Source organism: Candidatus Nitrososphaera gargensis Ga9.2 (genome assembly GCF_000303155.1).
GTDB classification, from domain to species: domain Archaea; phylum Thermoproteota; class Nitrososphaeria; order Nitrososphaerales; family Nitrososphaeraceae; genus Nitrososphaera; species Nitrososphaera gargensis.
This window is the reverse complement of the sequence record NC_018719.1, coordinates 565134-577671: the sequence shown is the minus strand read 5'-3', so window position 1 is coordinate 577671 and position 12538 is coordinate 565134. Positions and strand designations below refer to the sequence as shown.

General features: G+C 50.5%; 14 protein-coding genes. 10 read left to right on the top strand and 4 right to left on the bottom strand.

Features of this window, described 5'->3' with window-relative positions; translation table 11 throughout:
* Positions 1–231: 231 nt before the first annotated feature.
* Complete coding sequence (locus NGAR_RS03435) at positions 232–990, bottom strand: sulfite exporter TauE/SafE family protein (RefSeq protein ID WP_148680913.1); 759 nt, start codon at positions 988–990, stop codon at positions 232–234.
* A 318-nt stretch (positions 991–1308) separates the two neighbouring features.
* Between NGAR_RS03435 and gatD the strand changes: the two genes are divergently transcribed.
* The 6 genes from gatD (at position 1309) to NGAR_RS03405 (ending at position 7165) form a co-directional block, all read left to right on the top strand.
* Complete coding sequence (gatD, locus tag NGAR_RS03430; RefSeq protein WP_015018235.1) at positions 1309–2574, top strand: Glu-tRNA(Gln) amidotransferase subunit GatD; 1266 nt, start codon at positions 1309–1311, stop codon at positions 2572–2574.
* 45 nt (positions 2575–2619) lie between these two features.
* Positions 2620–4518: a Glu-tRNA(Gln) amidotransferase subunit GatE gene (gene gatE / locus NGAR_RS03425; protein WP_015018234.1), complete on the top strand. Its 1899-nt coding sequence runs from the start codon at positions 2620–2622 to the stop codon at positions 4516–4518.
* A 5-nt stretch (positions 4519–4523) separates the two neighbouring features.
* Positions 4524–4850 carry a hypothetical protein gene (locus tag NGAR_RS03420; RefSeq protein ID WP_015018233.1) on the top strand — a complete coding sequence of 109 codons (327 nt, stop codon included), beginning with the start codon at positions 4524–4526 and terminating at the stop codon, positions 4848–4850.
* 51 nt (positions 4851–4901) lie between these two features.
* Complete coding sequence (locus tag NGAR_RS03415) at positions 4902–5534, top strand: CPBP family glutamic-type intramembrane protease (protein WP_015018232.1); 633 nt, start codon at positions 4902–4904, stop codon at positions 5532–5534.
* Positions 5535–5754: 220 nt separating this feature from the next.
* The gene (locus tag NGAR_RS03410; protein WP_148680912.1) at positions 5755–6225 is read left to right on the top strand and encodes a hypothetical protein; all 471 of its coding nucleotides are present in this window, start codon (positions 5755–5757) and stop codon (positions 6223–6225) included.
* Between the two features lie 430 nt (positions 6226–6655).
* On the top strand, positions 6656–7165 hold the full coding sequence (locus NGAR_RS03405; protein WP_015018230.1) for a hypothetical protein: 510 nt from the start codon (positions 6656–6658) through the stop codon (positions 7163–7165).
* Here NGAR_RS03405 and NGAR_RS03400 read toward each other — a convergent pair.
* Positions 7152–7646, bottom strand: coding sequence for a hypothetical protein (locus NGAR_RS03400; RefSeq protein ID WP_015018229.1), 495 nt, complete (start codon positions 7644–7646; stop codon positions 7152–7154). The genes NGAR_RS03405 and NGAR_RS03400 overlap by 14 nt on opposite strands.
* 108 nt (positions 7647–7754) lie before the next feature.
* On the opposite strand from NGAR_RS03400, the gene NGAR_RS03395 reads away from it, so the two are divergent.
* Both NGAR_RS03395 and NGAR_RS03390 read left to right on the top strand, forming a co-directional pair.
* Entirely contained in the window at positions 7755–8774 is a 1020-nt protein-coding gene (locus NGAR_RS03395; RefSeq protein WP_148680911.1) for a DNA double-strand break repair nuclease NurA, read from the top strand.
* Positions 8771–10204 (top strand): ATP-binding protein, encoded by a 1434-nt coding sequence (locus NGAR_RS03390; protein ID WP_015018227.1) that lies wholly within the window; start codon positions 8771–8773, stop codon positions 10202–10204. The genes NGAR_RS03395 and NGAR_RS03390 overlap by 4 nt, the downstream gene beginning before the upstream one ends.
* 9 nt (positions 10205–10213) lie before the next feature.
* Here the strand turns inward: NGAR_RS03390 and NGAR_RS03385 are convergent, their stop codons facing one another.
* On the bottom strand, positions 10214–10561 hold the full coding sequence (locus NGAR_RS03385; RefSeq protein ID WP_148680910.1) for a P-II family nitrogen regulator: 348 nt from the start codon (positions 10559–10561) through the stop codon (positions 10214–10216).
* A gap of 192 nt (positions 10562–10753) precedes the next feature.
* On the opposite strand from NGAR_RS03385, the gene NGAR_RS03380 reads away from it, so the two are divergent.
* Together NGAR_RS03380 and NGAR_RS03375 are read left to right on the top strand one after the other, a co-directional pair.
* Positions 10754–11065 carry a winged helix-turn-helix domain-containing protein gene (locus NGAR_RS03380; RefSeq protein ID WP_015018224.1) on the top strand — a complete coding sequence of 104 codons (312 nt, stop codon included), beginning with the start codon at positions 10754–10756 and terminating at the stop codon, positions 11063–11065.
* A 55-nt stretch (positions 11066–11120) separates the two neighbouring features.
* Positions 11121–11468, top strand: a complete 348-nt coding sequence (locus tag NGAR_RS03375) for a hypothetical protein (RefSeq protein WP_015018223.1) — start codon at positions 11121–11123, stop codon at positions 11466–11468.
* On the opposite strand, the gene NGAR_RS03370 is transcribed toward NGAR_RS03375, so the two are convergent.
* Complete coding sequence (locus tag NGAR_RS03370; protein WP_148680908.1) at positions 11465–12493, bottom strand: lamin tail domain-containing protein; 1029 nt, start codon at positions 12491–12493, stop codon at positions 11465–11467. The two genes, NGAR_RS03375 and NGAR_RS03370, sit on opposite strands and share 4 nt — an antisense overlap.
* Positions 12494–12538: the final 45 nt, after the last annotated feature.

Genomic DNA, 12538 nt, shown 5'->3' with positions numbered 1-12538 from the left:
GATACTGCTGAGCTAGCGGATTCAAGTTGAAAATATAATTCAGAATACGATTCTATAGGATGATTTTCAGCAGTGAGAATGCATATCATGCAGTTCAAGAATTGTGGTCTTCTGATTCGATCAGACCCAAGTTTGTCATTATATATCCCAAAAACATTCTTCTGGTAATTTAAAAAATGAGGTGACAGTAGAATCGTCCCTTACAGAATTGAGCTGACCTCAAAATAGTAGTCAGTCAAAATAAGATACAACCAGATATAAGATCAAAAATCCATCAATGATGAACTTGATGCTTACCAGTATTATCGCCACCAATATGATTCTTCTGAACAATTCCTGATTTATCCTCTTGACCATCCTTCTTCCTATAAAAGAGCCGGCAAGCGCTATGCCAAAGAGGATGGGAATATGCACATAATACTGCTCTGTCAGAAAGCCCTGCGAAATATAGACTGGAATTCTAGTTACATCAGTTGCAAGAGCTATTGTCGCGGCAGTCGCTATGTACTTTACTTTTTCAATGTTAAATCCTTGCAACATGGTTGCTCGCAAGGCTCCTCCTGTGCCCACCAATGCTGTGATAAAGCCGGTGATGCTTCCTCCAGCTATGAACGTGCCGGTATTTGCAGGGAACTTTAGTCCCGGCCTAGCCAAGAAAGAACCTGACGTTACGATAAGGAAAACGCCCAAAATGAGCTTTAGCAAAGGCTGTGGAAATACTCCCATCAGAATCGCGCCAAGCAGGCTCAAAAGCACACTTGGCACCCCAAACTGAAGAATTATCCTCTTGTCAAAGCCTTGTCTGAAGAACGTTATCCTTCCAATGTTGCCAAACAGGTGAAATATTGCTGTCAAAATTATAGCTGTCTCGAAGTCAACAAACAATAGTGCAAGTGGAAGAAATATTGTTGACGAGCCAAAGCCGGCCATTGTTCCTATTATTTCAGCGATCAGTGCAGATATGAAGAAAAATATCTCTGCTTCTTCCACTTCTTCAATATACAAACCATCGGGTTATTTATCATCTCGTCGACGGCTCAGAAACGTGTTTACTCAATAATTTCAATCATATTCTTGCTTGAGATCCTTGTTAGAACCGCTATCGGCACGGAAACTATCTAGCTACTACTGGCCCTGACATTTTGTGCCGAAAATGTCTGATTTTTTGAGTTTCAAGTCGCGGATGCATATACACACAGATGGATTTGTTAATATATTCAGCAATCGCCTTTCAAGGTGTTGGCAAAGCGAGAAAGTAGTGGCAGTGGTTACAGGGGAGCCGGCCTTGAGCTGTTATTAAAGCATGGCGTGGAGGTTGGCGATAATGTTAAGGTCGCTACCAACGATGGTGAGATGTCCGGAGTCCTGATGCCACGCTATGAGTCTGCCAGTGAAGATTACATTGTAATCAAACTAAAGAGCGGCTACAACACCGGCATCCAAGTCGGCAGGATAAAGTCGATAACAAAGTTGCAAAAAAGCGAGCCGGCGGCCACAACCGCTAGGGCTCCAGAAACCACTGAGGACAAGGGCCTGCCAAGGATCGCGCTGATAAGCACCGGCGGCACGATTGCAAGCAAGATAGACTACAGGACAGGAGGCGTACACGCGGCCCTTTCCGCCTCTGAACTATATGCGTCAGTGCCCGAGCTTGCAAATCATGCCTCGATAGACCCCGAAGTGCTGCTGAGCGAATACAGCGAGAACCTAAGGCCGGATCACTGGACAATGATAGCAGACAAGGTGGCTGAAAAAGTAAGGAGCGGCAGATATCGCGGCGTTGTAGTGTCGCATGGCACGGACACAATGCACTACACAGCGGCCGCGCTCTCTTTTGCCCTTCAGGACCTACCGATCCCGGTGGTGCTGGTTGGCGCGCAGAGGTCTTCTGACAGGCCCTCCTCTGACGCTGCGCTGAACCTGCTTGGAGCTACAGTATTTGCTGCAAAATCAGAGTACGCTGGCGTGTTTGTGGCGATGCACGCCAGCACGTCAGACGATGCGATAGCCTGCCATATCGGGACAAGGGTGAGAAAGAACCATACGAGCAGGCGCGACGCCTTTGAATCGATAGATGTGACGCCGGTCGCGCTTGTCAGGAACAATACTATAGAGATGCAGAAGAGCGAGATCAAGCTGGCAAAGAGATCCGAAGGCAGCGGCAGCCTTGCAACAGTAAAGACTAAGTTTGACGGCAAGGTCGCGCTGCTAAAGTACCACCCCGGCTTTGACCCAAGCCTGATCGAGCATGCGGCCAAGGCCGGCTACAGGGCAATAATTCTGGAAGGCACAGGGCTTGGGCACGTGAGCAAGGAATGCTTTCCCGCTCTCAGGAAGGTGGTTGATTCAGGAATGATGGTCTGCATGACATCGCAGTGCATATGGGGCAGGATAAGGATGACTGTCTATGACACCGGCAGGGACCTGCTTGACATAGGTGTGGTGCCGCTGTCAGACATGATATCCGAGACTGCCACGGTAAAGGCAATGTGGGCGCTTGCAAATAGCAAGGACCCAAAAAAGACGATGCAGGAAAACCTTGCGAACGAGATCTCTTCAAGCATCCCAATATAGACAATAGGCAATACTTAATACATGTTTAAGTGAAATTCTAGCCCAGTGACAACAATCGACCCCGCATCTCTTGACCTCAAGGTCGGCTTTGAGATACACCAGCAGCTGGCAACAAAGAGCAAGCTCTTTTGCAACTGCAGCTGCGAAGAGGCACAGAAATATGATCATTCGTTTGTTCGGAAACTGCGCCCGACCCAGAGTGAGCTTGGAGCATATGACCCGGCGGCGATGTTTGAATTTAGCAAGATGCGCACCGTTGAGTATCATGCGGCCCTTGGATCAAGCTGCCTGGTAGAAGCTGACGAGGAGCCGCCACACGACGTAAGCAGGGAGGCGCTCGAGATCGCACTCATATTTTCGCTGGCGCTCCACTCCAAGGTGATGGACGAAGTGCATGTTATGCGCAAGCTTGTAATCGACGGCTCGAACACCACCGGATTCCAGCGCACGATGCTGGTCGCGTCTGGCGGCTACCTTGACGTTGCAGGCAAGAGGGTGAGTGTGCAGAGCATCTGCCTTGAAGAGGACGCCGCCAAGCTGATAGGCGACGACAAGGGGGTTCGCAAGTTTGGCCTCGACAGGCTGGGCGTGCCGCTTGTGGAGATTGCGTTAGAGCCGGTGACAGGCAAGCCTGACGAGATAATGCAGGTTGCCCTCACTCTGGGCAGACTTCTCCGCGCGAGCAAGCGGGTTGCCCGCGGGCTTGGCAGCATCAGGCAGGATGTGAACGTCTCGGTGCAGAACGGCGCCGTAGTAGAGGTCAAGGGCGTCCAGCAGCTGGACCAACTGGTCAAGGTAATCGAGCACGAGATGCAGAGGCAGCACGGCCTGATAGTAATTGCCGAGAAATTGAAGGAGAGAAAAGTCGATGTAAGCAAGGTAGGCGACAGGATCGAAGATGTCACGGACATTCTGGGCAAGGCCCAGTCAAAGATCGTGAAAAAGATCCTAGACGGCGGAGGGCTGTTCAGGGCGATAAGGGTGCCGGAGTTTGCAGGTATGATCGGCTACGAGCCGTACCAGGACATCAGGATAGGGAAGGAGCTTGGCAAGCTTGTCAGGTTCTACGATCTGGACGGCGTGTTCCACTCTGACGAGCTTCCAAACTATGGGATAACAGAGCAAGAAGTCGCGGCAGTCAGGTCAAGGCTGCAGGCAGGCAGCAGCGACGCCTTCGTCATAGTTGGCGGCCCAAAGGACAAGGTAGGGTTTGCCTCAGATGCGATAATCCGCCGGCTCCAGGCTGCAGTTGACGGCGTGCCTGCAGAAACGCGGGCGGCCACCCCTGACGGCAAGACGGTGTTTTTGAGGCCGAGGCCGGGCGCTGCCAGGATGTACCCTGAGACGGACATCCCGACTATCCCCATCACGGACTCGATGCTGAAGGCACTTGAAGAAAAGGTCCCTAGGTCGTGGGATGAGATAGTGGACGGCCTTGCCAAGAAATACAGCCTTAACAAAAAGCTGGCAAGCCAGATCTTTGACTCTGACTACCTTGGTGTGTTTGAAGAAATTGCCGGCACAACAAAGGTGCAGCCAACGTTTGTCGCGTCGAAATTGACCGAAGACATAACCAGCCTGCAAAGGCAGGGACTTGACCCATCAGTGCTGACAGACGACATCATCAAGGACGTATTTGCCAGGCTTGACGCCGGCGCAATAGCCAAAGAATCCGTCAACATCATTTTTGAAAAGCTGATGAAAAAGGAGGTCAAGAATATCGACGAGGCGATCAAGATAGCAGGCGTTGCTTCAATAAGCGACGATGAGCTGAGCAGGGGGCTTGACAGGATAATAAGCGACAACATGGCAGTAGTAAAGGAAAAAGGCATGAACGCACAGAGCGCTCTTATGGGGAGAGCCATGGCAGAGTACAGGGGCAAGGCCGACGGCCAAAAGATAAACGCAATGGTAAGGGACAAGTTGCAAAAGCTGGTCAAATAAATAATATGTACAAGCCCAAATCCACAAGAGACATTTACATGGAATCCCTTTCAGTCAATTCTGCAAGCATTGAAAGGCAGCTTGCCGACCAGTCGGTGCTGGCAGGCGAGATCAAGAGCTTCCTTGACGCAGTGTCAAAATTGTATCAGGAAAACGTCGACAGGATAGTGGAAGAATGCGACAAAGATATGATGGCGCTAGAGCGCGTGCCAAGCCCGCTGAAGCTGTTCGTTGACTGCCTTGCGCAGGTGGAAAAATCGGCGAACCTGTCGCCGCAAGCCCGCGCGCTGGTACAGCGATACGCATCGGCATGGGAAGACTGGATGCAGTAGAATAGAGTGTGAGAAACGTTCTTTAGATGTTTTGCAGCACCGTAATGCCGGTTGGCAGGAGGGAGATTCGCTGATGAAAAGGCTGACATGCACCCTAGGTCGTGGCTGTCAAGGTACAGGCGCACCTCGATCGGCTACCTCACAAAGATGCTGCTATTTTACCATGGAATAGGGATCGGACTGCTGCTTGTAGGCTCTGCAATAATAGAGCAAGCGCTGCCTGATCATGAAGAGCCAAGCATCCCACGGTCGCTCTCTGGCGTGCTTGCCGCAGGGCCGCTTGAAGAGACAACATTTTTCGGGATCCCATTCTACATCTTTGGCAATGCTTACTCGGTCCTTGTCACTGGGGCGGTGTGGGTCGCGATGCATCTGCTCAACACTGACACGCTTTCCGTCAACAGCCTTGCATTTGGCAACCTGCTCTTTGTGCTACCGTCACTCTTTTTCAGCCTGCGGACGTGGGTCAGCGGCAAGGGCTGGTTTTCAGTAGTAACACACTCGGCTTGGAACGGCATTTTCTTCGCCGCCGGGTGTTCTGCAGGCGAATTCACGTGCACGGCAATTGACAGTGACGCAAACACTACTGTGATAAGTATTGGTCTGTCTGCAGCCTTGATTGGTGCGACCTATGTTCTCTACAAAAGAAAGGAGGGCAAGGAGCGGCAGCGTCTGGCTGTGTAACTTGTGTCAACCATAGGGTAATCTCTCAATCTAACAGTCTCATCGAATCTAGTATGTACTCTGTTATCACATGCACCTATTATTAACGACAAAAAGTTGTGAAAGCTCACAAAGACCACAAGGGGTAGATTATCACGTGAGTCCTAACCATCATAATCTTGTAGAACAAACATGTCTGCACTCACAGTCTCTATTATACCGTCTTACATCAGGACAAGAAATGGAGTCGAGCTCTTTATCTTTTACAGAACTGTTAGCGCGTAATATAACGCTCATTGCTATTGTTACTTCACTTGCAGTTTTGCTGGTTGTAATAACAATTAGATTTGAAAGGAAGCTAAAATCATTCCAGACTGCAGAGCATATTGTTCTAGCTGATACCCCATTCCAAGATAAAAGCTATATGAGTGATTTTCATCTTAGAACGTGGCTTTCAAAATTCCGTCAGACGTCCATAAAGCATCTGTTAAAGATGGGCTTGTTCTATCACAGTATTGGATTTGCTTTTGGCATCGGAGAAACGATTTTAATTGAAGAGCTTGATCCTTTCTACGAAACTCCGAATCTTCTGTTGACTTTATTTGATGCATTGTCTGCAGGCCCGATAGAAGAAGCACTATTGTTTGGCTTCCCTTTTACGCCTCTGGCAACCACTACGTGCTTCTTGGAGTTGGGAGTTTATGGGCTCTGATTCATATTCTAAATATAGAGCTTTTTGGCATCAGTAATTAGCTTATGGAAACTTTTTGTTCACTATTTTCCACCTAATCTTCAGTTTTAGAGCTTGGGCGAGTGGAAAAGGATGGTTTGCCATAATTTTCCATTCTGCATGGAATGGTAGTAGGTCTCTCATGTAGCGTCGGGGAAACATCATGAATGACTGGTGGAATCTTGAATTCTTGATCTCTTGGCAGTATGATATTCACTGAGATATTGCTACTCATCACATGCCTTCTTTACAAAAGAAGGCGTAAGAAGAAGGAAATTGGTCTGGCATGGAATTCAACAACAACATTTACCAGTGCATAGTACCGAATATTCCAGATTATTCCAAGGTACACAAGCATCACTAATTTCCGAATTCAATATATAGGCCGCCACTTTCTTGTAGTAGAAGCGAAATGAGCCAAGCTGAAAACGTAAACGTTATTGTGACTGTGGGCGACGTAAAGGTCCAGTTCAGCGGCTCTGCCGAGTCCGTAATGGCTTCTGTCATGAGCTTTCTATCAAAGCAGGTGCCATCGATGGATCTGGCAAAAAAGATCTCCCTCAATTATTCGGCACAAGAGCTCGTCGAGGCGTATTCGCATCTAATCAAGATAACCCCAGAAGGCCCGCGCGTTATATCGGACTCTGACACCAGACTGTCAGACAAGGATGTTGTGGCATTGCAGCTGGTCGCGGCCAAGATTGCAAAGGACCTTGGCAGGCTACAGGATGACGCGATGCAGGTGGCAGAAATGCACGCAACCACCGCGCTCAACCCGAAATCGATAAGCTCTAGGATATCTGAAATGGTCAAGGCCGGTCATGTCGCCCGCGACGAAAAAGAGCCGACAAAATACAGGATAACCACTGCAGGCATCCACTGGCTCAATTCTACGATAGCAAAAAAGGTCAGGCAGCAGTAGCAGCGTCATTGGACGGCGGCCTTTTCTGTATGTAGCGGTAGTTGCGCATTGTGCCAATCCTTGTCAGGATGTTTTCGCGCACCATGTCTGTAAGCGAATGCGACACGGCCGTCCTGTCGTAGTTGTATCCCCTCCTTGACAGCTCTTCATGCACTTCGCCAAGCGACCTTTCAGAGCCAAAGTAGCCTTCAACCCAAAGGCTTTCAAGCAGCCCCCGGCACGTCATGCCGCCCTTGGTCGGTACCTTTTGCTCATCCGATCTTGGTTCTACTATTGCGGGCCGAAGCTTCAGCGACTCTATCTCCCGTCGCAGTTCATCAAACTGGCCTTGGATCGCCGGCCCCACTATCTTGGCAGTGTCGAGGCTGGACAGCACGTTTTCTACCACCTGCTTGACCCTGCTCTCAACGCAGGTTATCTCGACCTCCCACTCGCCATGCTTTAGCTTTATCTTGACTTCCTCAGGGGGGCGATCTCCCATACTTCTTAAATATACCCCTCAACATGCTATTGATAAACCTGTTGCTGACCATATTGTTCATGTTGCGCAATATTAATATAATTGTGCCCGCAGTTATTGTTGACCAACATGGCCACACAATTAAATCCTCTTTTTCACGCCAGCCTGAGCCTCGGCGACCTCGGCATAGTCGAGTCGGTGAGCAATTGTCTCGCGCCCAAGCTTGACGAGCTCAAGGGCAAAAAAATAGTGTTCAGCTGCGACGACAAGAAAATGATACCGGTTGACGGATGGGGACTGAGATCCAACTCCTATAGTGCAGCCACGACGGTGACCACTATCCGGCCCATAAAAGAGAACGCGCTTGTGGCTGCGATTGACTCTAGCAGCGTCAAACTGGCCGAGACCGAGGAGGGCAGTCTCTATGCGATAAAATGTGGCATTGCAACGGCGTATGCCGGCCGCGCACTCATGCACTTCAAGATCGGCCCTGTCCTGTTCTACCTGAGCGAAAGCACGATCCGAGATTCTGATCTTGAAGATCGACTGGCAAAGCTCGTGCTTTTAGATGACGACTTTGCAAAGAGGCTGATAAGGGTGCGAGCAGAGAGGGCAGTGCAGAAAGAGCTTGCAAGTCATTTCACAAACTCGATAATCCTAGTGGACGGTTCGCTCAAGGCATCAGTGTTTGAGGACAGGGAGCGCAGCCTTGGCAAGATAGCCGAAAGTTGCGTCCTCCGCAAGAACATGATGATCGGGATTAGCAAGGGAACGAGACTCAAGGTGCTTGAGAGGGCGGCCGCCCCGCTGACAAAGGTGCCCGGGCCGGCATACATCGAAGTCGACATGATAATCAAGGGCCTGATCAGGAACACGGTTGGAAGCAACTCGATGGTCAAGCTTGAAAAGAACAGCCCAATCCTTCGCGCCGACATTGTGGGCAATAGGACCGAGGCGCTTGGCATGCTGCTTGGAAACGACCCAGTGGCAGGCGGCTACCCGGAGACCCTGAGGCTTGCCCACTACATCTCTACCTTTACAAGCACAGACATGACTTGCCTGAGGAGCCATGTGCTGAACAGCTACGACGTGACAGAGCTTGCGGCAGACGACATCCGCAGCATGCTCTTGGGGTCGATCTCAGTATGAAGATCCTATCAAAGAACGCAAACGAATTGCTGCTGCTTGCAATGAAGGAGGACTCGGCCGCAAAGGGCGACTATCTACTGATCGAGGACAGGAGCAGGAGCATGATAGTGCAGGTTTACGACGAGGAATACCTGTCGTCGCAGGCACTGATCGAAGACATCGTCAAGGAAGAAGTGGTCAATGCTTCAAGCGTGGAGAACCTGCATGATCCGCTCAACATCGGCAGCCTGTCGCGCTTGGTAAGAGACGCGCGGATATTTCGAGCCAAGATAAGGGCTTCTGTTAAGGATGGAAAACTATCAAGCGATGTCACATGGCTTCCATCAAGGGTAGAATCAAAGATAAGGCGGCTTGCCATGAAAGAGTTGGATTCGTTCCTTGGTAGGCGCGGCATATTCCCGATCCCGCTTGGAAGGACAGGCGACAGCGAAGAGTTTGAGATCTATGCCGAAGATCTGGACGGCAAGCTCACAATCATTACTGGCAAGAAAGAATCGGGTAAGTCTCACCTGTCAAAGATGCTGGTCAAGACGCTGGTGCAGCACGGCGCTTTCGTAGTCATTTTCGACCTGAACAATGAGTACAGCGGCCTTGGGTGGAACCGCGATGGCACGCCTTCGGCAATACACCGGCAGGTCAAGGTGCTTGAGCCGGGCAAGACGCTGAGGTTCACCCTCAATTACTGCGGCAAGGGGGCGGTGTCTGGAATGCTGAAAAACGCGCTTGATATGCCCGCGGCGTCGCTTCGCGAATTCTTCCGCATATGGGACTGGCTTGAAAACAAGCAGTCGCTTTCAATAGACGCGATAGGAAATGCCGTCAACACTTGGAACATAAACGAGCTTGTGCGCGACGCACTAGTTTCAAGATATCACGTCATCCAGTCATCACGCCTGTTTGGCGACAGCGGCCTGCGGTTTGAGGACGTGATCTCTGCCGGGGGCGGAGGGGCGGCGCTTGTGATCAACATGGGCGAAGTCTCGCCCACTGTGCGCAGGATGGTAGTCGAGCTGGTACTGAGCAAGCTTGTAGACTTGCTTGAGCGGCAGATCATCCCGCCGATCTTCCTCTTTGCAGAAGAGGCGCACCTCTACATTCGCGACACATACTGGGAGGACATTATCACCCGCATGAGGCATTTTGGTGTCTATACCACTTTTATTACCAACCAGCCTGATGCGATAAGCGACAGCATCTACAGGCAGGTCGATAACATTTTCCTGTTCAACTTTACAAACGACGGCGACCTTGAAAAGATAGCAAGGGTTTCACTGGCAGACAGCGACACTATCCGGTCCATAGTGCGGACGCTGCCCCAGCGCCACTGCCTGGCAATAGGCAAGGCAGTGTGCGACCTGCCTGTGGTGGTAAGGGTGGCGGCAGCAGAGGTGCTGACGCTTGGAGAAACTAAAAAATTCTTTAAAAAATAATAGGTTAGGTTATACGACGGCCGTCTGGCCGCGCTTTTTCGTTCCAATGTCGATCGCTTCGGTGACTGTGGAGACGAATATCTTGCCGTCACCGGCAGAGCCCGTGCTTGCGGTATCGAGTATGGCCTTGATCACCTTCTCGACTTCCGAATCCTCAACCACGGTCATGACGTTAGCTCTAACCGAAAATTCTGCAGCGAGCCTTTTTGTTCCCCTGCCGGTCTGGACCTGAGGCTTTTCGCCCTTGCCTCGACCCTTTGCGTCAAGGATCGTCGCCCCGCCCACACCGGCCTTTTTCAGAGCTTCGTTAACAGCGCTAACCTTCTCAGCAGCTATGATTGCCTCTACACGCTTCATGTCTCGTTGTAAATAAAGTTGCAATATAAGGTTTTCAAATAATTAGTCTGCCACGGTTGAATATAACTATAAACAGCGATTGCAATGCAATTATCATAAAATCTGCAAAAATAATACCAAAGTGAAACCTGACTACCGAATATTGCACCGAATTATCTATAAACACCCCCCTGAGATATGCAGCGATTTGCATTGCAGAGGGAAGAAAAAGTCAGAAATCGAAGCAAGCTTGACATAATATACGACATCCTTGCGTCGGCAACAGGCGGGGTCAGGAAGACTCACATCATGTCCCGCGCAAACCTCAGCTCCGAGCAGATGAACTTTTACTTTAACACCCTGCTGCACCACAGCCTGCTGGACGCAGAGAAGGACTCTGACGACAACCTTGTTTACCGGACAACGCAGAAAGGGATCAAGTTCCTCCATTGCTGCGCCCAGATAAAGTCGCTCATTGCACCGATAGTGAAGGTGAGGACGCAAGGAGAGCTGCTCTTCCTGTAGTAGCTAGAATTATCTTCGCATATCATTAAACGCAATATCAGCCCAGTTTGCGTTGATGTCTTCTCCTTATCCCACGCAAGAGGACGAGCTCCGTGCCAAGGAGGCGCAGGCAGAGGACGTAAAGAAGGCAGAAGAAACAAAGTTTCTGTCAACATTCCAGAGCGTCCCGAAAAGGAACGGCGAGACGCTCGCCAAGCTGGCAAATGCAATAGTGAGCAGCTTTAACAGCGTGATGGCAGAGTCGCGCCTAAAGCCGTTTGAGCGGCAGGAGGACATCATGGCCGGCATGAAAAAGCTGTTTGAAGAGCAGATAAATGTGATCGAAGCCCGGCGCGTCTACACTATCAAGATAAACCCATCCACTGCGATGAAGGAAGAACAAGAAAGTAAGGCTTCTTCTTAGCAGCCGTACTCTCTTGCCCAGCGCTGGCTGGCAAACTCGCTTGTCTGGCACTGGCCCGCATCAAGCGCGGCATAGTTGTTGTTCAATAATTCGCTATTGAGGTTGGCTGATTCACAGTATACGACCGCTATGATGCTCGAGTCGGACGTCAGCAGCTTGTCATCTTGATCTATCAGCACATGGCTGCCAAGGCACAGACTCCTGGTAAACGACGTCGATTCAATGAACCCATCATCCATCCTTGATGGCGCGCTTACAAGCGCAAGGTCCACCTTGTGGATGGTGCTGTTCACCCTCACATAGAGCGTGTCGCCGTCCACTATCCTTATCGCCATGCCCTCAGCGCACCCAGCAGTCCCTTGGCACTGCGCTGTCGAGCTTGAAGTAGCGCTGCGTGTAGCGTCGGCCTGCTCGCCGGGATCGTTAAGCTGGCCGCGGGTGCCAGCTGTAAACTGCCATTCGTCGCCCCCGTCTGGGACCCTCTGCCAAGTGCGCTCGTCATCGCTCCTGTCCACAAGGGAAGGCGTCCTGTCTATTATTTCCCCTGAGGAATTTGCAAGGACGAGGCTTTCCGCGGTGTTTGATAGAATTTGCCCGTCAAGCTCGATCAAATATGTCCCGTTGGCCTCTATCACGGCTTCTGGCGGCAGCTGTATGGTTGCGGATTTGAACGATGTCCTTATCTCAAAGTTGGTCAGGTTGGTATCGGCGTCAACCGGGTTGTACAGCTCGATCCATTCCCCGTCCAAATCGCTGCCCGGTGGGTTGAGCTCAACTTCGTTTATCATAATATTGGCCACATCGTCATTGATCGATGTTTCTGTATCGTTGACAACCTGCAGGTTATCATCGCCGGCGGTGCCTATTTCGTCATCAAGATCATTAGTAGCAGTAGTAGTCTTAGTATTGTTATCAGCAAGATCGTCTGCAGTGACATTGTTGTTGCCGATAGGATCGGTGACGTTGCTCGCCATAGAGCTGTTGCTGCTCTGTGCGCTGCTTGAGCCAACCAAAGGTATAGCCAAGGCTATCAAGAGCACCAAAACTGGCCATAGTTTAGCTGACAACTT